Origin of the sequence: Pseudomonas sp. URMO17WK12:I11 (genome assembly GCF_007677725.1) — a bacterium.
Lineage (GTDB): Bacteria > Pseudomonadota > Gammaproteobacteria > Pseudomonadales > Pseudomonadaceae > Aquipseudomonas.
This window is the reverse complement of sequence record NZ_VEDF01000006.1, coordinates 198,591-217,468: the sequence shown is the minus strand read 5'-3', so window position 1 is coordinate 217,468 and position 18,878 is coordinate 198,591. Positions and strand designations below refer to the sequence as shown.

At 63.0% G+C, this 18,878-nt stretch carries 19 protein-coding genes; 12 read left to right on the top strand and 7 right to left on the bottom strand.

The window, feature by feature from the left end; genetic code table 11:
• Positions 1-9: 9 nt before the first annotated feature.
• The 9 genes from FS665_RS13915 (at position 10) to FS665_RS13875 (ending at position 7,657) form a co-directional block, all read left to right on the top strand.
• Positions 10-1,983: a heme lyase CcmF/NrfE family subunit gene (locus FS665_RS13915; RefSeq protein ID WP_178108349.1), complete on the top strand. Its 1,974-nt coding sequence runs from the start codon at positions 10-12 to the stop codon at positions 1,981-1,983.
• The gene (locus FS665_RS13910) at positions 1,980-2,516 is read left to right on the top strand and encodes a DsbE family thiol:disulfide interchange protein (protein WP_145189247.1); all 537 of its coding nucleotides are present in this window, start codon (positions 1,980-1,982) and stop codon (positions 2,514-2,516) included. Before FS665_RS13915 ends, FS665_RS13910 begins: the two co-directional genes overlap by 4 nt.
• A complete protein-coding gene (locus FS665_RS13905; RefSeq protein ID WP_145189245.1) occupies positions 2,513-2,989 on the top strand; it encodes a cytochrome c-type biogenesis protein in 477 nt (158 codons plus the stop codon). Before FS665_RS13910 ends, FS665_RS13905 begins: the two co-directional genes overlap by 4 nt.
• The gene (ccmI, locus tag FS665_RS13900; RefSeq protein WP_145189242.1) at positions 2,982-4,166 is read left to right on the top strand and encodes a c-type cytochrome biogenesis protein CcmI; all 1,185 of its coding nucleotides are present in this window, start codon (positions 2,982-2,984) and stop codon (positions 4,164-4,166) included. The genes FS665_RS13905 and ccmI overlap by 8 nt, the downstream gene beginning before the upstream one ends.
• Before the next feature lie 12 nt (positions 4,167-4,178).
• Positions 4,179-4,595, top strand: coding sequence for a hypothetical protein (locus FS665_RS13895; RefSeq protein WP_145189239.1), 417 nt, complete (start codon positions 4,179-4,181; stop codon positions 4,593-4,595).
• Positions 4,596-4,728: 133 nt separating this feature from the next.
• On the top strand, positions 4,729-5,667 hold the full coding sequence (locus tag FS665_RS13890; RefSeq protein ID WP_145189236.1) for a 2-hydroxyacid dehydrogenase: 939 nt from the start codon (positions 4,729-4,731) through the stop codon (positions 5,665-5,667).
• Between the two features lie 46 nt (positions 5,668-5,713).
• Entirely contained in the window at positions 5,714-6,502 is a 789-nt protein-coding gene (locus FS665_RS13885; RefSeq protein WP_145189232.1) for a PhzF family phenazine biosynthesis protein, read from the top strand.
• A 37-nt stretch (positions 6,503-6,539) separates the two neighbouring features.
• The gene (locus FS665_RS13880) at positions 6,540-6,878 is read left to right on the top strand and encodes an FKBP-type peptidyl-prolyl cis-trans isomerase (RefSeq protein ID WP_145189229.1); all 339 of its coding nucleotides are present in this window, start codon (positions 6,540-6,542) and stop codon (positions 6,876-6,878) included.
• Positions 6,879-7,042: 164 nt separating this feature from the next.
• Positions 7,043-7,657 carry a histidine phosphatase family protein gene (locus FS665_RS13875; RefSeq protein ID WP_256675095.1) on the top strand — a complete coding sequence of 205 codons (615 nt, stop codon included), beginning with the start codon at positions 7,043-7,045 and terminating at the stop codon, positions 7,655-7,657.
• A gap of 37 nt (positions 7,658-7,694) precedes the next feature.
• On the opposite strand, the gene FS665_RS13870 is transcribed toward FS665_RS13875, so the two are convergent.
• Positions 7,695-8,423 carry an aspartate/glutamate racemase family protein gene (locus FS665_RS13870; protein ID WP_145189226.1) on the bottom strand — a complete coding sequence of 243 codons (729 nt, stop codon included), beginning with the start codon at positions 8,421-8,423 and terminating at the stop codon, positions 7,695-7,697.
• Between the two features lie 16 nt (positions 8,424-8,439).
• On the bottom strand, positions 8,440-9,972 hold the full coding sequence (locus FS665_RS13865; RefSeq protein WP_145189223.1) for an NCS1 family nucleobase:cation symporter-1: 1,533 nt from the start codon (positions 9,970-9,972) through the stop codon (positions 8,440-8,442).
• 506 nt (positions 9,973-10,478) lie between these two features.
• Between FS665_RS13865 and FS665_RS13860 the strand changes: the two genes are divergently transcribed.
• A complete protein-coding gene (locus FS665_RS13860) occupies positions 10,479-11,420 on the top strand; it encodes a class I SAM-dependent methyltransferase (RefSeq protein ID WP_145189220.1) in 942 nt (313 codons plus the stop codon).
• Positions 11,421-11,512: 92 nt separating this feature from the next.
• Here FS665_RS13860 and FS665_RS13855 read toward each other — a convergent pair whose 3' ends face one another.
• Positions 11,513-12,511 (bottom strand): sulfate ABC transporter substrate-binding protein, encoded by a 999-nt coding sequence (locus tag FS665_RS13855; RefSeq protein WP_145189217.1) that lies wholly within the window; start codon positions 12,509-12,511, stop codon positions 11,513-11,515.
• 188 nt (positions 12,512-12,699) lie between these two features.
• On the opposite strand from FS665_RS13855, the gene FS665_RS23925 reads away from it, so the two are divergent.
• Positions 12,700-13,407 carry an RHS repeat-associated core domain-containing protein gene (locus FS665_RS23925; RefSeq protein ID WP_145189215.1) on the top strand — a complete coding sequence of 236 codons (708 nt, stop codon included), beginning with the start codon at positions 12,700-12,702 and terminating at the stop codon, positions 13,405-13,407.
• On the opposite strand, the gene FS665_RS13845 is transcribed toward FS665_RS23925, so the two are convergent.
• Positions 13,369-14,193 carry an ion transporter gene (locus tag FS665_RS13845; protein WP_178108347.1) on the bottom strand — a complete coding sequence of 275 codons (825 nt, stop codon included), beginning with the start codon at positions 14,191-14,193 and terminating at the stop codon, positions 13,369-13,371. The genes FS665_RS23925 and FS665_RS13845 overlap by 39 nt on opposite strands.
• Before the next feature lie 153 nt (positions 14,194-14,346).
• Here FS665_RS13845 and FS665_RS23700 point away from each other — a divergent pair, with 153 nt between their 5' ends.
• Positions 14,347-15,045, top strand: a complete 699-nt coding sequence (locus FS665_RS23700; protein WP_256675092.1) for an RHS repeat-associated core domain-containing protein — start codon at positions 14,347-14,349, stop codon at positions 15,043-15,045.
• On the opposite strand, the gene FS665_RS13835 is transcribed toward FS665_RS23700, so the two are convergent.
• The 3 genes from FS665_RS13835 to FS665_RS13825 form a co-directional block, all read right to left on the bottom strand.
• Positions 15,021-15,887, bottom strand: coding sequence for an urea transporter (locus tag FS665_RS13835; protein ID WP_145189210.1), 867 nt, complete (start codon positions 15,885-15,887; stop codon positions 15,021-15,023). The genes FS665_RS23700 and FS665_RS13835 overlap by 25 nt on opposite strands.
• A 149-nt stretch (positions 15,888-16,036) precedes the next feature.
• Entirely contained in the window at positions 16,037-17,452 is a 1,416-nt protein-coding gene (gene pyk / locus FS665_RS13830; protein ID WP_145189207.1) for a pyruvate kinase, read from the bottom strand.
• Positions 17,449-18,723, bottom strand: coding sequence for a glycerate kinase (locus FS665_RS13825; protein ID WP_145189204.1), 1,275 nt, complete (start codon positions 18,721-18,723; stop codon positions 17,449-17,451). The genes pyk and FS665_RS13825 overlap by 4 nt, the downstream gene beginning before the upstream one ends.
• Between the last annotated feature and the right edge of the window lie 155 nt (positions 18,724-18,878).

The window sequence follows — 18,878 nt, the reverse complement described above, 5'->3', positions numbered from 1 at the left end:
GCCGCCCTGGTGATCCCTGAGCTGGGCCAGTTGGCGATGATCCTGGCGATCTGCTTCGCCAGCGTGCAGGCCACCCTGCCGCTGGTCGGCGCCTGGCGCGGCGACAGCCTGTGGATGAGCCTGGCGCGCCCGGCAGCCTGGGGCCAATTCGCCTTCCTCGCATTCGCCTTCGCCTGCCTGACCCACGCCTTCATGACCGACAATTTCTCGGTCGCCTATGTGGCCAGCAATTCCAATAGCGCCTTGCCCTGGTACTACAAGTTCAGTGCAGTGTGGGGCGCGCACGAAGGCTCGCTGCTGCTCTGGGCCTTGATCCTCGGCGGCTGGACCTTCGCCGTCTCGGTGTTTTCGCGGCAACTGCCGCAGGTCATGCTCGCGCGCGTGCTGGCGGTCATGGGCATGATCAGCGTCGGCTTCCTGAGCTTCCTGATCATCACCTCCAACCCGTTCCAGCGCCTGCTGCCGCAGGTGCCCACCGATGGGCGCGACCTCAACCCGTTGCTGCAGGACTTCGGCCTGATCGTTCATCCGCCGATGCTGTACATGGGTTACGTGGGTTTTTCGGTGGCCTTCGCCTTCGCCATCGCGGCGTTGCTCGGCGGCCGTCTGGATGCGGCCTGGGCGCGCTGGTCGCGGCCCTGGACCATCGTCGCCTGGGCTTTTCTCGGGGTGGGCATCACCCTGGGCTCGTGGTGGGCCTACTATGAGTTGGGCTGGGGCGGCTGGTGGTTCTGGGACCCGGTGGAAAACGCCTCGTTCATGCCATGGTTGGTGGGCACCGCGCTGATCCACTCGTTGGCGGTCACCGAAAAACGCGGGGTATTCAAGAGCTGGACCGTGTTGCTGGCCATTGCCGCCTTTTCGCTGAGCCTGCTGGGTACCTTCCTGGTGCGCTCCGGGGTGCTGACCTCGGTGCATGCGTTTGCCTCGGACCCGGCCCGTGGTGTGTTCATCCTGATCTTCCTGCTGTTCGTCGTCGGCGGTTCGCTGACGCTGTTCGCCTTGCGCGCGCCGGTGGTCAAGAGCCAGGTGGGCTTCGCCCTGTGGTCTCGGGAAACGCTGCTGCTGGCCAATAACCTGGTGCTGGTGGTAGCGGCCTCGATGATCCTGCTCGGCACCCTGTATCCCTTGGTGCTCGATGCCTTGACCGGGGCCAAGCTGTCAGTCGGCCCACCGTACTTCGACGCCCTGTTCCTGCCGCTGATGGCACTGCTGATGGTGGTGTTGAGCCTCGGCGTGGTGGTGCGCTGGAAAGATACGCCGGGCCAATGGCTGCTTGGCATGATGACCCCGGTACTGATCGGCAGCGCCGTACTGGCGCCGGTCGCCGGCCTGATCGTCGATGATTTCGCCTGGCCGACCTTGAGCGCCTTCGCCTTGGCCGCCTGGGTGGTGCTCGGGGGTCTGCGCGATATTTTCGACAAGACTCGGCACAAAGGCCTGGGCAAAGGCCTGCGCAGCCTTTCGCGCAGCTACTGGGGCATGCAGCTGGCGCACCTGGGCCTGGCGGTGTGCGCCTTGGGCGTGGTGCTGTCGAGCAACAACAGCGCTGAGCGCGACCTGCGCATGGCACCCGGCGAGAGCGTCGAGTTGGGCGGGTACCGCTTCCTCTTCGAAGGGGCCAAGCACTTCGAGGGGCCCAACTTCATTTCCGACAAAGGCACCATTGTGGTGACCCGAGACGGGCGGGGCGTGACCACTCTGCATCCGGAAAAACGTTTGTACACCGTGCAGCAGTCGATGATGACCGAAGCGGGGATCGATGCCGGTTTCACCCGTGATCTCTACGTTGCATTGGGCGAGCCGCTGGAAAACGGTGCCTGGGCCGTGCGCGTGCACATCAAGCCCTATGTTCGCTGGATCTGGCTGGGCGGTCTGCTGACTGGCCTGGGCGGGTTGCTGGCGGCCTTGGATCGACGCTATCGCGTCAAGGTCAAGACCCGGGTGCGTGAGGCCCTGGGCGTGTCTGGAGCGCCAGCATGAAGCGTTGGATCATGATTCTGCCGTTGGCGCTGTTTCTGCTGATGGCGGTGTTTCTCTACAAGGGGCTGTTCCTCAAGCCCGAAGAGCTGCCCTCGGCGATGATCGGCAAGCCGTTCCCGGCGTTTTCGCTGGCCTCGACCCACGGCGAGCGGATGCTGACCCAGGCCGACCTGCAGGGCCAGCCGGCGCTGGTCAACGTCTGGGCGACCTGGTGCCCGTCGTGCAAGGTCGAGCACCCGTACTTGAACCAGTTGGCCCAGCAGGGTGTGGTGATCTACGGCATCAACTACAAGGATGACAACGCCGCTGCGCAGAAATGGCTGGCTGAATTCCACAACCCTTACCAGCTGGATATCCGCGACGAGCAGGGCAGCCTGGGGCTGGACCTGGGCGTGTATGGCGCACCGGAAACCTTCCTGATCGATGCCCAGGGCGTGATCCGCTACAAGCATGTCGGCGTGGTCGACGCCAGCGTCTGGCGCGAACAACTGGCGCCGTTGTACCAGGGCCTGGTCGATGAGGCCCAACCATGAGGCGCTGGCTGGCAGCCGCCGTACTCGGCATGAGCCTGGCTGGCGTGGCCAAGGCGGCCATCGACACCTATCAGTTTCGTGATGACGCCGAGCGCGAGCGCTATCAGCAACTGACCAAGGAGTTGCGCTGCCCCAAGTGCCAGAACCAGGACATCGCCGACTCCAATGCACCGATCGCCGCCGATCTACGCCGGGAAATCTTCCGCATGCTCGGTCAGGGCCAGAGCAATGAGCAGATCATCGAATTCATGGTCGACCGCTACGGTGATTTCGTGCGCTACAAACCGGCGCTCAGTGGCCGTACCTGGTTGCTCTGGTTCGGCCCCGGCATCCTTCTGGGCGCAGGCTTCGTGGTGCTGGCGGTGATCGTGCGCCGCCGCCGTGGCGCGGCTGCGCAAGTGCGTGATGAGCTGTCTGGCGAAGAACGCCGACGTTTGGCCAAACTGCTGGAAAAAGATCCTACCCATGACTGAATTCTGGCTTAGCGCGGGCCTGCTGCTGCTCGCCGCCCTTGGTTTTTTGCTGATTCCGATCCTGCGTGGCCGCCGCCAGCAGCAGGAAGAAGACCGTACCGCGCTCAATGTGGCCTTGTACCAGGAGCGGGTCGCCGAGTTGACGGCGCAGCAGGCCGCAGGCGTGCTCGACCCGGTGCAGTTGGCCAGCGGGCGCGACGAAGCGGCGCGCGAGTTGCTGGCCGACACCGAAAACGCCGAACCTTCGCGCCAGGGCCACCTGGGCAAGGCCCTGCCGCTGCTGGCCGCGCTGCTGGTGCCGCTGGCAGCGCTGGGCCTTTACGTGCATTTTGGCGCTGCCGACAAGGTGGCGCTGACGCAGGAGTTCGCCGCCGCGCCCAAGAGCCTCGAGGAGATGACCACACGCCTGGAGCGGGCCGTGCAGGCTCAGCCTGACTCGGCCGAAGGCCTGTATTTCCTCGGCCGCGCCTACATGGCCGAACAGCGCCCGGCCGATGCCGCGCGCACCTACGAGCGCGCCGTGGCATTGGCCGGTCGCCAGCCCGAGCTGCTGGGGCAATGGGCCCAGGCGCTGTATTTTGCCGCTGACAAACAGTGGAGCCCGCAGTTGCAGGCGCTGACCGATGAAGCGCTGCGCGCCGATGCCAATGAAGTCACCAGCCTGGGCCTGCGAGGTATCGCCGCGTTCGAAGGCGAGCGATACCAGGAAGCGATCGATTACTGGAACCGCCTGCTGGCGCAACTGCCCGCAGGCGACGCCTCGCGCGCGGCGCTGCAAGGCGGCATCGACCGGGCCGCGCAGCGCTTGGGTAATGGCGGTTCCCAGGCCACGGCGCCGGTACGCCTCACCGTACAGGTCGCGCTGGCGCCTGCGCTCAAGGACAAGGTGAAACCGGACGACAGCGTGTTCATCTTCGCCCGTGCCAGCAATGGCCCGCCCATGCCGCTGGCGGCCAGGCGAGTGACGGTGGCGCAGTTACCCATCGAAGTGGCGTTGACCGATGCCGATGCCATGCTGGCGCAGATGAAACTGTCTCAATTCGCCGAAGTCCAACTGGTTGCACGCGTCTCCCGCGCCGGCCAGCCCACGCACGGCGAGTGGATCGGTCAGGGAGCGCCTGTGGCCACGACCACCACGGCCACCCAGCAGCTGACCATCGACAGCCCCGACCAGTAAGAGAGCAATGCCATGCACAGCACCGTCCGCCTGACCTTGATTGCCTTGGCCGTGGGCTTGTCCGCGTGCACCTCGCACCCGCCGCGTGAGCCATCGCCGCCTATCGAAACGGTGCCGCCGCGCACCGGACCTGCGGTCAAGCCCTTGCCAGGCGGCCAGCCCTCGACCCCGGTGGACAAGCCGGCGCCAGCGCCCAAACCGATGCCACGCACCTCCGCCAGCTTCGCGCCACCGCCCGGCGGCGCGAGCCACTGGGACCCTAAACTGGGTGTCTATGTGCTCGAGAAGAAGACCAATGTGTTCTATCGCCAGCGCACCTATTATCGCTATGACAATGGCTGGAGCTGGTCAGTGAGCCCCGAGGGCCCTTGGCAGGATACCGATAGCAGCGGCGTGCCCGGCGGCTTGGGACGCGCATTCGGGCAATAACGCCGAACATCGAGGCACGGGCGCCGCAAGGGTGTCCGTTTGCCCATACAGTACAGTTGGCCCTGGTTTTTCCGTTTGACTGTACCGCCGGGTCACTCCGCATAATGCCGCTTCGATCCTCGAAGGTGGCGGCATGCATAAAACGATTCTGGTTCTGGTTGAAACCGTCGACGCCTACTTGCCTCTGCTTGAGCAGGCCGGTTACCGGCTGATCCGTGCGCCCTCGCCAGAACTGCGCAGCCAGGCCATTGAGCACCATGCCGGCACGATCGATGCCGTACTGACGCGCGGTCCGCTGGGTTTGAGCGCAGCGGAAATCACCGCCTTGCCCGCGCTGCAGATCATCTGCGTGATCGGCGCAGGCTACGAGCAGGTCGATCTGGCCGCCGCCGCTGCTCGCGGCATTACCGTCACCAATGGCGCGGGGGCCAATGCCGCAGCGGTGGCCGATCACGCCTTGGCGTTGCTCCTGGCCCTGCTGCGCGACATTCCCCGCGCCGACGCCAGCACGCGACGTGGCGAGTGGAATCGGGTCATCAGCCCCTCGGTGAGCGGTAAGCGCCTGGGCATTCTGGGGCTCGGTGCGGTTGGCCTGGCGATCGCCAAGCGCGCCAACCTGGGCTTCGACATGCCCATCAGTTACCACAGCCGCACTGCCCGCGAAGGACTGCCTTATACCTGGTTCGACAGCCCGGTTGCGTTGGCCGCCGCGGTGGACATTCTGCTCGTTGCCACGCCTGGCGGTGCCGCGACACGCCACTTGGTGGACGCGCAGGTACTGCATGCGCTCGGCGCCGAGGGATACCTGGTGAACATTGCCCGGGCCAGCGTGGTGGATACCCAGGCATTGGTATCGGCCCTGCAACAGGGGCGCCTGGCCGGCGCTGCGCTGGATGTCTTCGACGACGAGCCGGCAGTGCCCGATGCGCTCAAGGTCCTGGGCAACACCGTGCTCACGCCACACGTCGCGGGCCAGTCGCCTGAAGCTGCGCGCGATACCGTGGAGCTGGTGCTGCGCAATCTGCAGGCTTTCTTTGCCGGTGAGTCGGTGTTGACCCCGGTGCGTCCATGATCTGTTCGACAGTCGCCGGCCCTCGCCGGATCACAAGGAGCGTTTGATGCAACTTGAAATTTTCCAGGTCGATGCTTTCAGTGCCGAGCCCTTCGGTGGCAACCCGGCAGCGGTTATTGCCCTGCAAAGCTGGTTACCGGATGCCGTGCTGCAGCGTATCGCCGAAGAGAACAACCTGTCCGAGACCGCGTATTTCGTGCGCAATGGTGATGGCTTCGACTTGCGCTGGTTCACCCCCACTGTCGAGGTCGATCTGTGCGGCCACGCCACCCTGGCCGCGGCTTATGTCTTGTTCGAGCAGCTGGCCGAGCAAGCGCAGGTGTTGCGCTTCAACACCCGCAGTGGCGAATTGCGCGTGAGCCGCGCGCAGGATGGCCTGCTGGCCATGGACTTCCCTGCCAAGCAACCGCAGGCGGTCGAAATGCCAGCCGGTTTGCTCGAGGCCCTGGCGTTGCCCGCAGTGCGGGCGGTGTATCGCTCGGACGACTACATCGTGATGATCGATGACCCGGCATTGCTCGATCCGCTCACGCCTGACTTCGCCGCGCTGTCGGCGTTCGATGTGCGCGGCATCGCTGTGACCGCCCCAGGCCGAGGCTTCGATTTCGTCACCCGCTGGTTTGGCCCACGGGTCGGCGTCAACGAAGACCCAGTCACAGGCTCTGCCCACACGTCGCTGGCGCCGCTGTGGGCGCAGCGGCTGGGCAAGCAGGCGTTGACCTGCGAGCAGGGCGGGGCGCGCAAAGGCCAACTGCACTGCGAGGTGCCGGGCAATGGGCGAGTGATCATCAGTGGTCGCGCGGCGTTGTACATGCGTGGCACGGTGTTTATCTGATAAAAGGGCGGCCTTGATTCTTACCTTGGAGCATCCCATGAGCGGCGAAGTGCAGATCACCGACCTGATCGAAGGCGACGGCAAGGCCGTCGTCAAAGGCGCCTTGATTACCACCCAATACACCGGCTGGCTGGCCGACGGCAGTGAGTTCGACTCATCCTGGTCGCGGGGCAAGCCTTTTCAATGCGTGATCGGCACTGGGCGGGTGATCAAGGGCTGGGACCAGGGCTTGCAGGGCATGCGGGTCGGCGGCAAGCGCCGGCTGCAAGTGCCCGCGCAGCTTGGCTACGGTGAGCGCGCGGTGGGAAAGATCCCGCCGCATTCGGACCTGACGTTCGAGATCGAATTACTGGAAGTGCTGACGCGCGATGATTGAGGGAGCCTGAAGGTGCGTGGCTGATCGGGCGGTGCATGGGAACAAAACGCGCATAAGTCACTCTCAGTAGCGTACTTTTGCCAGGAATGCCTCGCTTGCCATCACCCTTCGCTCTCGCCAAGTTATCTGCTTTCTGGCGCCGCCGCCGTTCCTTGCTGTTGGGTATGGCGCTGGTTGCCGCTGCCGTGCCGTTGACGCTGGAGGTGCTGGAAAGCCGTGCCGAACCCGTCGACGGGACCCAGACCCTGGTATTTCTGCGTCATGCCGAAAAGCCCGGTGAGGGCCTTGGGCAATTGAACTGCCAGGGCCTGAACCGCGCGCTGGATCTGGCCACCGTACTGCCCGAGCGCTTCGGCAAAGCCAATTACGTATTTGCCGCCAACCCCTCGCGACACGTCGAAGAAGGCAGTGACGACCAAAGCTACAGCTACATTCGCCCACTGATGACCATCAGCCCGAGTGCGATCCGCCTCGGCTTGCCGGTCAATATCGACTTCAGTGCCAATGACACCGACGCGCTGGCGGACGAATTGCTCAGCGAGAAATACCGCAACGCGACGGTGTACACGGCGTGGTCGCATGGCTACCTGCCTGAGTTGATCAACACCGTAGCGGCCAAGGCCCTGGGCGATGAACGGGTCATCACCGAGGATTGGAACGGCGACGACTTCGACACCCTCTACGTCCTGACCTTGACCTGGCACGACGGCAAGGCCAGCCTGCTCAGCCGCAACGTGCGCCAAGGTCTCGACGGCGGCGCGCACAAATGCCCGACGTGAGGCGCCGCCACGGTGGCTGAGCGGGCAGCAGCCGCTGTCAGCGACCTGACATCATCGGCCAGCCCACCACTTTCTTGGCCCGTGGTGTGGCGTAGGTGCGCACTTTCGAGGTAGTGAGCCCCAGGCGTACCAATGACTCGGCAATGGTCACCGCCGCGCTCACGCCATCCACCACCGGTACGCCTGTGCGTTGACGGATCTGCTCGTCGAGGCCGGCCATGCCACCGCAGCCCAGGCAGATGACCTCGGCCTTGTCGTCGCGCACTGCCCGTTCCGCTTGCTCGACAATGGCCTGGACGGCGCGCTGCGGATCTTCTTCGAGCTCCAGCACCGCCAGGCCGCTGGCCCGCACCGAGGCGCAGCGTTCATACAGGCCCGAGAGCCTCAGACGGTCTTCGATCAGCGGCACGGTACGGTCCAGGGTGGTGACCACCGAGTACGCGTGGCCCAGGTACATTGCCGTGCTGGCGGCAGCGTCGGTGATGTCCACCACCGGCACATCGAGCAATTCCTGCAGGCCCTCGCGGCCATGTTCGCCGTAGCCGGCCTGGATCACGGCATCGTATGGCCCGTCATAGGCCATGACCCGGTCCATCACGGCAATCGCCGCCAGGTAACTCTCGAAGTTCCCCTCCACCGATTCGGCCCCGAACCAGGGCGTCAGGCCGATGATCTCGGTGCCGGGGGCGGCGACGCTGCGCGCCTGCTCGGCGATGGCGTGGGTAATCGCCTCGGTGGTGTTGACGTTCGCGATCAGAATACGCATGACAGGGCCTCCTTGGTCAGTGGCTGCTGTGGTCGACGGCAATGCACTCGCCGCTGACATCGTGATAGTGACGGTTGCGCGGGGCGATCAGCAGGTACAGCGCAGCGGCGATGCCGGCGCCGATCAGCCAGGAAAACGGCGCGATACCATGGAAGTGCGGCACCAGCGCCAGGACGATCGCCAGCAACGCGGCCGGCAGGAACGCGGCCAGCGCACGCAGGTTGATGCCTTTGCTGTAGTGGTAGGCGCCGGTCGGGTGCTCGGTATACAGCTGCGGCACGTTGATGCAGCCTTTGCGCAGCAGCCAGTAGTCGGCCATGATCACGCCGTACAGGGGGCCGAGCAGGGCGCCCAGGCCGGACAGGAAGTACACGATCACCAGCGGGCTGTTGTAGAGGTTCCAGGGCAGGATCAGTACTGCCACCGTCGCGCTGATCAGCCCGGCCCGGCGGAAGTTCAGATGGCGCGGTGCCAGGTTGCTCAACACGAAGGCCGGGGCGACGAAGTTGGCCATGATGTTCACTGCCACCGTGACGATCAGAAAGGCCAGGCAGCCCAGCACCAGGAACGGCGTGCTGGGGATGCTGGCGACGATCTGCGTCGGGCTGTCGATGATCTGGCCGTTGATCTGGAACTGCGCGCCGCACAGCACCACGGTGATCATGGCGAACACCAGAATGTTCACCGGCAGGCCCCAGAAATTGCCGACGCGGATGGTCTTGCGGCACGGCGAGGAACGGGCGAAGTCGCAGAAATTCAGCACCAGGGTGCCATAGATGGCCAACCACAGCGCGCCTCCGGCGAAGATGTTGCGCCACATCTCGTAGCCGCTCAGCGGTTCTGCGACCGACCAGGCGATGCGCGCGTCGGCGCGAAAATACATGAACACCGCCAGGCTTGCGACCGTCAGCAGGATCACCGGCCCGGCGAAGGCTTCATAGCGGCGCACCATTTCCATGCCGTAGGCGAGGATCACCAGTTGCACCAGCCAGATCGCCACGAAACACACCCAGCCCAGGCTCGACAGGCCCAGGATGCTGTCGTGATCGTAGCTGGCCACGCTTGGCCAGACGGCCGTCAAGAGCACGCGCAGGACCACCGAAGCCAGGTAGGTCTGGATGCCGAACCAGGCGATGGCGATGACTGCACGAATCAGCGCCGGAACCTGCGCGCCGTGAATACCGAAGGCGATGCGGCTGATCACCGGAAACGGCACACCGGTCTTCTGCCCCATGTAACCGGACAGGTTCATGAAGAAATACACCAGGGCGGCGCCGATGGCCAGGGACAGCAGGATCTGCCAGCCACCCAGGCCCAAGGCGAACAGGCCCATGGCGAATGAGTAGTTGGCAATGTTGTGCACATCGTTGGTCCACAGCGCAAAGATGCTGTAGCGGCCCCAGCGGCGGCCAGCCAGGCGCGTCGGGGCGAGGTCGCGGTTGTGCAGGCGCGGGCTCAATTCAAGGTGCGCAAGTTCACCGGCAATAGTGGCTGAAGGTTGTGTGCTGGCGACGGATAGTTCAGGGGCAAGGTCGAGGCTGGTACTCATTCCGGCAGGCTCCTGATGCGTGTGGACTGCGAGGAGCGGGCATGCGCACGGGCTCGCCATCTCGTCGGTGCAGCTTGGCATCACTGGGTTCTAGGCGCGGCGGCCGGTATGGAGCCGGCGTCGCGGGTTCTTGTGTATTGATGTTTTGGATAACGTGTATACAAAACACGAACACAGGAAAGCGAGTTCCATGCCATGAAAAAAGGGACTTTAGATTCTGCTGATTTCTGACTTCGCTTTGCCGGCTATAACTAGCTGAAAGTCATCATTTATAATTTGACCAAATGATCAAGTTTAATTTGCCTCTAGTAATATTAGTTGATCGATTGGTCAGTATTAGTTACACGAAGTGTGTAACGGGTTGGGGCATAATTTCGCAAAGTGCACACAAAAATGGCACCTAAGGTGACATTCGTGTGTACAAAAAATAGTCAGGTTTCCTGGCGCTGGGCTGAGCTTTGGCAAAAACGTTAGAATGCGCCCCCTTCAATCGCTTGCGGCCTACCATGACCTCGCCTATCCACACCCTCGAACAGATTTTGCAGGCGGGCCTTGATCCCGCGCCCAACGAGACCCGCCGTCTGTTCCATGGTCGCGGGCGCTGCTGGGAGGGCCTGGAGCAGGTAACGGTGGACTGGCTGCAGGGCGTGCTGTCGGTTGCGCTGTTTCGTGAACCGTCCGCTGAGCAGCTGGCCGAACTCGAGGGCATGCTGCGTCGTCTTGCCGAACGCCCGCAATGGAGCGCTCAGGCTGTGCTCATCCAGCACCGCTACCTGCCGGACAGCCCGGGCCAGTGGCTGTTGGGCGAGGCGGGCCAGCAGCGTGAGGTGATCGAGGACGGCCTGCGTTACCTGCTCGACCTCGGTGTGCGGCAGAACAACGGCCTGTTCCTGGACATGCGTTATGGCCGTCGCTGGGTGCGCGAGCAGGCTGCGGGCAAGCGGGTGCTGAACCTGTTCGCTTACACCTGTGGCTTCTCGGTAGCAGCCATTGCCGGAGGCGCCGAACAGGTGGTCAACCTCGACATGGCCAAGGCGGCGCTGGCGCGGGGCCGTGATAATCATCGGCTCAATGGCCACGATGCTTCGCGGGTCGCCTACCTGGGCCATGAACTGTTCAAGTCCTGGGGCAAGGTACGCAAATATGGGCCCTACGACCTGATCATCATCGACCCGCCGACCTTCCAGCGCGGCAGCTTCGTGTTGACCCAGGACTACGCCAAGATCCTGCGCCGCTTGCCCGAATTGCTCAGCCCCGGCGGCACGGTGTTGGCCTGCGTCAACGACCCGGCCATTGGCCCGGCGTTTCTGATCGACGCCATGGCCGAGCAGGCGCCCGACTTGGCGTTCATCGAGCGCCTGGCCAACCCGCCGGAGTTTCCCGATGCCGACCCGGCAGGCGGGCTGAAGGCGCTGGTGTTCCGCCAGCAAGCGCTGGCATCAGCCTGAGACGGCGCGCACCGGTCATGGATAGACCCTGACGGATCGGCTGTTGCAGACAGGCCTCGCGCGGTCCTGAGTGACCGCGAGAGGCCTGTAGATCATTGATTGGTGTAGATCTGGTCGAAGATGCCACCGTCGTTGAAGTGGGTCTTCTGCACGGTGCGCCAATCGCCGAAGGTTTTCTCGACCGACAGGAAGTCGACTTTCGGGAAGCGGTCGGTGTACTTGGCCAGCACTGTCGCGTCACGCGGGCGCAGGTAGTTCTGTGCGGCGATTTCCTGGGCGGCTGGCGACCACAGGTACTTGAGGTATTCCTCAGCCACTGCCTGGGTACCTTTCTTGGCCACGACCTTGTCGACCACGCTCACCGGTGGCTCGGCCTCGGCCGACACGCTCGGGTAGACCACCTCGAACTGATCACGGCCGAATTCACGGGCGATCATCTCGGCTTCGTTCTCGAAGGTCACCAGCACATCGCCGATCTGGTTGGTCATGAACGTGGTGGTCGCGGCGCGACCGCCGGTGTCCAGTACCGGCGCCTGCTTGAACAGCTTGCCGACGAAATCCTTGGCCTTGTTCTCGTCGCCGCCCTGCTTGAGCACATAGCCCCAGGCCGACAGGTAGGTGTAGCGGCCGTTACCCGAGGTCTTGGGGTTGGGCACGATCACCTGTACGCCATCCTTGAGCAGGTCCGGCCAGTCCTTGAGCGCCTTGGGGTTGCCCTTGCGCACGATGAACACGGTCGCCGAGGTGAACGGCGCGCTGTTGTTCGGCAAGCGGCTGACCCAGTTGTCCGGCACCAGCTTGCCATTGTCGGCCAAGGCGTTGATGTCGGTGGCCATGTTCATGGTGATGACGTCGGCTGGCAGGCCATCGATCACCGAACGCGCCTGCTTGCTCGAGCCACCGAAGGACATCTGTACGTTGACCTTCTCCTGGTGCTCCGCTTCCCAGTGCTTTTGAAAGGCTGGGTTGTAGTCCTTGTAGAAGTCGCGCATCACGTCATAGGAGACGTTGAGCAGCGTTGGGGCAGCCTGGGCCAGGTTGCCCAAGGCCAGGCCGGCGGCGAGCAGCGAGGCGCTGAAGAGTTTTTTCACGGTGCGTCCTTGTTATCGATGGGAGTGGGCAGAATGCCTGGGACTATAGCGTTTGAGACTTTGGCATTTAAAGACCCAATGGTTCTTTGTTTATGCGCTTAGCGCTGCGCGGCCTATCAGTTCTGTCAGTTGAGTGGCTGCCGTATTCGTAGTGCAGTGAAGGAAGACCTTCAAGAAGGAGCGGGGCGATGGTGCAATGGAGGGCGTTATCTTCATCCTTACCGATGGCTCAGGCCCACTGCAAGATACGGATGCTTGCCTACTGTGCATATGGTTACAGGGCGCTGGAGAAAGGGGTTTTTATAGGCTTCAATGGCGAGCGCTGGGCGCCCGTCAGTCACGGTTATTTGCTCGGCAACGGTTACAGATTATACAGACCGATCCTGCGAAGATTTCTCTCTGCCGATTCAAGCAGCCCCTTTGGAACGGGCGGATTGAATACCTATGCCTACTGCGCTGGGGATCCAGTCAATCGTATTGATCCCTCTGGGCATAAATTCTCGCTGACAGGAGGGCTCAAAGCGGTTGGGCTGATGAAACGCACGGGGCGGACGTTGCATTCAGAGTTCAGCGTCCTCAGCTATGACAGGGGAAAAAGCCAGCCGAAAGCTACCCATTATCGAGCGCTCGATATGGATTTTGCGGACGCGAAAAATCACAGCGCTGATCTTGAAAATGCCCTCCGTTCCGAACAGATCAGGTCAGTCTTTTATGAGTACCTGGCTGCGCAAGCCATCGGTGCGTTGGGCGACATGATGAGTCGACAGCCTGATGCAGAGGCCAGGTTCACAGAGGCGAAACAGGAGATCTTCGATCAAAGTCTTTCCCGAATCCGTAAAGGTCTGCCGCCTCGTGAATCAAATTTTCTTAGCGAACAGCGCACTACCGCATCTTGAACAGAAGGCTGCCCCCTGCTCGTGCGTATTTTTGCTGCAACTGGGGCATGCGTGCTGCAGCTGTTCGCCGCGCATGGCATTGGCCAGCTCGGCAGTGAAGATGCCGGTCGGCACGGCGATGATCGAATAGCCGGTGATCATCACCAGCGAAGACAGTACCTGGCCCAGCGGGGTGGTGGGGACGATGTCGCCGAAACCCACCGTGGTCAGGGTGACGATGGCCCAGTAGATGCCTTTGGGGATGCTGGTGAAGCCATGTTCAGGCCCTTCGACGACGTACATCAGGGTGCCGAACACGGTCACCAAGGTCGATACGCTGACCAGGAAGACGATGATCTTCTGCTTGCTCCCGGCCAGCGCGCTGAGCAGGTAATTGGCCTGCTTGAGGTAGGGGCTGAGCTTGAGCACGCGGAAGATGCGCAGCATGCGGATCACGCGAATGATCAGCAGGTACTGCGCATCGCTGTAATACAGGGCGATGATCCCCGGCACGATCGCCAGCAGGTCGACCAGGCCGTAGAAGCTGAAGGCATAGCGCAACGGCTTGGGCGAGCAATACAGGCGGGTCAGGTATTCGGCGAGGAAAATCGCGGTAAAGCCCCATTCGATACCGGCGAGCACGCTGGCATAGCCCTGGTGTACCTGGTCGATACTGTCGAGGATCACGGTTACCAGGCTGGCCAGGATGATCAACAGCAGGATCTTGTCGAAACGCCGGCCGGCTACGGTGTCGGTCTGGAAGACCATGATGTAGAGACGTTCGCGAAGGGATTGCGATGCAGGCATGTGCATTGGCTCGAAATACTGTTGGCAGCAGCCTAGAGGGGTTGATGGCCTACCTGCAATCGGTGACATGCAAAGGCAGCTGATATTTCTGCCAGTTTTCTGATCTTGATCTTTCGGCAACGATGCGGTGTAGAGCCAGGAATTGGAGCGATCATGATCTCTTTGAACATAACACCTAATCCGGGTAACGCTTATGCACCGTTCGGCTACCTGGTAGGTTCGGCACCTTTCAGCATCTTGGCATACGTCGGCCAGCTGTTCGATGAAGGCCTTTCAGGCTATTTGCTGGGAAATGGTTATCGATGCTACGCACCATCGCTGATGCGTTTCACGAGCCCTGACAGCGTCAGCCCATTTGGGGCCGGTGGTCTCAATGCGTACTGCTATTGCAATGATGACCCTGTCAATGAAGTAGACCCTACAGGGCATATGGGGCAGAAGACGGGGCTGACAGCAAGTCTTTCGCGCTACGGCTTGGTCAAGAAAGATTTGAAAGACCATCTGAAGCCGCTTGCGAAACCGGCGTTCCATGGCAAGTCTCTGCAGGTGATAAAGGTCAACGGTGAGACCTTCACGACCTACGCGTTCACCGGGAACTCGCCGAGGATCAATTCTCAAGTCGTGGCTCAGTTCCAGCCGCGTGATGAATTATCGGGCACGTACTTCAAAAAAGGCGATGTTTATATCCCTGCACCGCCCCATGTCAGAGGAGCTCACTTGATCTGGAGAAAATTCGAGCGCATCGAAATTTCCACTACGCATGCATTTACTGCCCCGCATACACAAGCCTCAGTTCCTGGGAGGCAGCAAAGGGCAGTCCCAAACAATTATGTCGTAGACATTCGTCGTTGATTCAAACAGGTGAGGTGCGTACCTATGTGCATCAACCAGCAGGCCATAACGAAGGGCGCGGTCAGGCTGGGCAGCGGCAATAGCTTGAACAGCGATTGAAGCAACAAGGCCAGTGCAATCGCCAGCATCGTCAGCCACGGTTTTTCACCTTGTCGGCTGAACGCCAGCGCTGCCAGCGCGGCATTGAAGCCGAACAGGCCAAACCCTGCGGCTTGCGCCTGGTCGGCGAGCACTGCCACACCGCCGCCAATGGCCGAGCCGAGCACGGCCCACATGGCTGCATAGGGGTTGGCAATGAGTATCCCGATGATGATCAGCAGCCCGGCCAGCGGCTGGTCGAGCAGAAAAATCTGCCCCAGGCCACGTGCCACGGCATTGGCAAGTTCTGCCTCGACGAACACGCTGGGCGCGGGGTTTGCGAATAGCAAGGCAACCCAGCCGAGCAGCACGAAGGGTGCGGTGTAGGCGACCAGCAGCTTGCCTCCACGCTTGCGCCACTGGTGAGTGATCATGCTCGACAGGCCGCCGGCTGCGATGATCAGCGGCGGGAGCATGGCTGACCAGGGCAGCACGGCGCTGATCAGGATGCCGATCAGCACGCCGTTGTAGCAATACAGCCCGGCCTGGCGGTCGGCGCGATCGTAGCCCCTGGCCTGGGCAGTGAGCAGGCCGGCGAGGGCGCCGAGAAGGGCGCCGCCGACCAGGTCCGGGGCGGTCAGCAGGATGGCCAGCAGGCAGCACAGGCCGCACAGGGGGCTGCGCAGCAGCAGCACCTGGCTGAAGCCGTTGAGCAAGGCCGTGGCCCAGTCAGGGCACGGGTTGACGAAATTTTTGGTGTACATGGGCAGTCAGTGAGGTGAGAAGGTAAGCGGTGGGCCTCTTTGGGCCTCGGTTATCCGCCGTTCAGGTGTATCGGTGTGGGGGAGGGCTGCGCCCTCCCAGCATGACGCAAGGCCGCACCGACTGGGGCGCGAAGCGCCCCAAGGGGGTTTCAGACCAGAATCTCGATACGCAAGGTGTTGGTCGAACCCGGTTTGCCGAACGGCACCCCGGCGGTGATCAGCAGCGTGTCGCCACGGCTGGCCATGCCTTGCGCCTGGGCAATCTCCAAGGCAGTCGAAACCACCTCGTCGACCTGGCGCAAGCGGTCGTTGACCACCGAATGCACGCCCCAGGCCACGCTCAGACGACGGGCAGCGGCTAGGTTCGGCGTCAGGTTGAGGATCGGCGCGCGCGGCCGTTCACGCGCGGCGCGCAAGGTCGAGGCGCCGGACTCGCTGTAGTTGACCAGTACCGCCACCGGCAGGATGCCGCTGATACGCCGGATCGCGCAGCTGATCGCGTCCGACACGGTGGCTTCGGCCTTGGGCCGGCCGACGTCGAGCTGCGCCTGATAGTCCGGGCCGTTTTCCACCTGGCGGATGATCTTGCTCATCATCTGCACCGCTTCCAGCGGGTAGTCGCCGGAGGCGGTTTCGGCCGACAGCATCACCGCGTCGGCACCTTCGGCCACGGCGTTGGCCACGTCGGTGACTTCGGCGCGGGTCGGCGCTGGCGAGAAGCGCATGGATTCAAGCATCTGCGTGGCCACCACCACCGGCTTGCCCAGTTGGCGGCAGGTGCCGATGATGCGCTTCTGGATCTGCGGCACGCTCTCGGCCGGCACTTCCACGCCCAGGTCGCCGCGGGCGACCATGATTGCATCGGCCAGCTCGGCGATGGCCTGCACGTGTTCGACGGCCGAGGGTTTTTCGATCTTGGCCATCAAGTAAGCGCGGTCACCGATCAGCTGGCGTGCTTCGACGATGTCTTCAGGGCGCTGGACGAACGACAAGGCCACCCAATCGACGCCCAGATCCAGGCCGAAGGCCAGGTCACGGCGGTCTTTTTCGGTGAGTGGCGAAAGCTCGAGCACGGCCTGCGGCACGTTGACGCCCTTGCGATCGGACAGCTCGCCACCGTTGAGCACTTCTGTGTCGATGGCATCGCTGTGCTTGGCGGTCACGCGCAAACGCAGCTTGCCGTCGTCAAGCAGCAGGTCCATGCCCGGCTCGAGGGCTGCGATGATTTCCGGGTGTGGCAGGTTGACCCGCTGGCTGTCGCCTGGCGCCTTGTCCAGGTCCAGGCGCAGCGCCTGGCCGCGTTGCAGCTGGACCTTGCCCTCGGCAAAGCGGCCGACCCGCAGTTTCGGCCCTTGCAAGTCCATCAAGATACCCAGTGGGTAGTTCAGCTGCTGTTCGACCTCGCGAATCCACTGGTAGCGCAGGGCGTGGTCGGCGTGCTCGCCGTGGCTGAAGTTCAGGCGAAAGATATTCACCCCGGCCTCGACCAGCTGGCGGATATCGTCGATGCCTTCGATCGCAGGGCCGAGGGTGGCGAGGATCTTCACTTTTTTATCAGGCGTCATGATTGAGCAGTCTCAAGGATCAGAATGGCGCGGAAGTCGTTGACGTTGGTGCGGGTCGGCTCGGTGACGATGAGCGCATCGAGCGCGGCGAAATAGCCATAACCGTTGTTGTTGTCCAGCTCGTCGCTGGCCGACAGGCCCAAGGCCGCTGCGCGGACGTAGCTGTCCGGGGTCATGATGGCGCCGGCGTTTTCTTCCGAACCGTCGATGCCGTCGGTATCGCCGGCCAGGGCGTAGACGCCTGGCAGACCTTTGAGGTTTTCGGTCAGGCTGAGCAGGAATTCGGCGTTGCGCCCGCCACGGCCGTCGCCGCGTACGGTCACGGTGGTTTCACCGCCCGAGAGAATCACGCAAGGCGCTTTGAGCGGCTGCCCATGCTGCACGATCTGCCGGGCAATCCCGGCATGCACCTTGGCCACTTCGCGCGATTCGCCTTCCAGATCGCCCAGAATCAGCGGGCTGAAGCCGGCCTTGCGGGCTTGTACGGCGGCCGCTTCGAGCGACTGCTGCGGCTTGGCGATCAGCTGGAAGTGGCTGCGCGCCAAGGCCGGATCGCCCGCCTTGACGGTTTCGGAGGCGGGGTTGTTGAGCCAGTCGATCACCGCCTGAGGCGCGTCGATGGCGTAGCGCTTGAGGATCGCCAGGGCGTCGGCGGACGTGCTGGGGTCGGCCACGGTGGGGCCTGAGGCGATGACGGTGGCAAGGTCGCCGGGTACGTCGGAAATCGCATAGGTGTACACCGTGGCCGGCCAGCAGGCCTTGGCCAGGCGACCGCCTTTGATCGCCGAGAGGTGCTTGCGCACGCAGTTCATCTCGCCGATGGTCGCACCGGATTTGAGCAGCGCCTTGTTGATGTGCTGCTTGTCGGCCAGGGTCAGGCCTTCGGCGGGCAAGGCCAACAGGGCAGAACCACCGCCAGACAGCAGGAAGATGACGCGGTCGTCTTCGTTCAGGTCGCTGACCAGCTCCAGCACGCGCTTGGCCACGGCAAGGCCGGCGGCGTCGGGTACCGGATGCGCGGCTTCGACCACTTCGATCTTCTGGCAGTTGGCGCCATGGCCGTAACGGGTGACGACTAGGCCCGAGACCTCGCCTTGCCAGTTTTTTTCCACCACTTCGGCCATGGCGGCGGCAGCTTTGCCGGCCCCGATGACGATGACCCGGCCGCTGCGATCGGCGGGCAGGTAAGGTTCCAGAATCTGGCGCGGGTGGGCGGCGGCGATGGCTGTGTCGAACAGCTCGCGGAGAATTTTTTGCGGATCGACCGACATGGCAGGCTCCCATTTATTGTTGTTCTGCAGAATCGAAAACGCCCCTGGAACTGCCTCCGTGCAGGCCGAACCAGGGGCGGGTGTTGCTCGGTGTCGCTGCCTGATCTGTGGTCGCAGGTCAGGCGGCGTGGGCTTTATCGCGAGCTATGCTCGCT

Excerpts from the sequence above, each read along its gene's own strand:
- FS665_RS13910 (WP_145189247.1), top strand. The coding sequence starts at position 1,980 with ATGAAGCGTTGGATCATGATTCTGCCGTTGGCGCTGTTTCTGCTGATG.
- FS665_RS13905 (WP_145189245.1), top strand. The coding sequence starts at position 2,513 with ATGAGGCGCTGGCTGGCAGCCGCCGTACTCGGCATGAGCCTGGCTGGC.
- ccmI (WP_145189242.1), top strand. The coding sequence starts at position 2,982 with ATGACTGAATTCTGGCTTAGCGCGGGCCTGCTGCTGCTCGCCGCCCTT.
- FS665_RS13895 (WP_145189239.1), top strand. The coding sequence starts at position 4,179 with ATGCACAGCACCGTCCGCCTGACCTTGATTGCCTTGGCCGTGGGCTTG.
- FS665_RS13890 (WP_145189236.1), top strand. The coding sequence starts at position 4,729 with ATGCATAAAACGATTCTGGTTCTGGTTGAAACCGTCGACGCCTACTTG.
- FS665_RS13885 (WP_145189232.1), top strand. The coding sequence starts at position 5,714 with ATGCAACTTGAAATTTTCCAGGTCGATGCTTTCAGTGCCGAGCCCTTC.
- FS665_RS13880 (WP_145189229.1), top strand. The coding sequence starts at position 6,540 with ATGAGCGGCGAAGTGCAGATCACCGACCTGATCGAAGGCGACGGCAAG.
- FS665_RS13875 (WP_256675095.1), top strand. The coding sequence starts at position 7,043 with ATGGCGCTGGTTGCCGCTGCCGTGCCGTTGACGCTGGAGGTGCTGGAA.
- FS665_RS13870 (WP_145189226.1), bottom strand. The coding sequence starts at position 8,423 with ATGCGTATTCTGATCGCGAACGTCAACACCACCGAGGCGATTACCCAC.
- FS665_RS13865 (WP_145189223.1), bottom strand. The coding sequence starts at position 9,972 with ATGAGTACCAGCCTCGACCTTGCCCCTGAACTATCCGTCGCCAGCACA.
- FS665_RS13860 (WP_145189220.1), top strand. The coding sequence starts at position 10,479 with ATGACCTCGCCTATCCACACCCTCGAACAGATTTTGCAGGCGGGCCTT.
- FS665_RS23925 (WP_145189215.1), top strand. The coding sequence starts at position 12,700 with ATGGTGCAATGGAGGGCGTTATCTTCATCCTTACCGATGGCTCAGGCC.
- FS665_RS13845 (WP_178108347.1), bottom strand. The coding sequence starts at position 14,193 with ATGCCTGCATCGCAATCCCTTCGCGAACGTCTCTACATCATGGTCTTC.
- FS665_RS23700 (WP_256675092.1), top strand. The coding sequence starts at position 14,347 with ATGATCTCTTTGAACATAACACCTAATCCGGGTAACGCTTATGCACCG.
- FS665_RS13835 (WP_145189210.1), bottom strand. The coding sequence starts at position 15,887 with ATGTACACCAAAAATTTCGTCAACCCGTGCCCTGACTGGGCCACGGCC.
- pyk (WP_145189207.1), bottom strand. The coding sequence starts at position 17,452 with ATGACGCCTGATAAAAAAGTGAAGATCCTCGCCACCCTCGGCCCTGCG.
- FS665_RS13825 (WP_145189204.1), bottom strand. The coding sequence starts at position 18,723 with ATGTCGGTCGATCCGCAAAAAATTCTCCGCGAGCTGTTCGACACAGCC.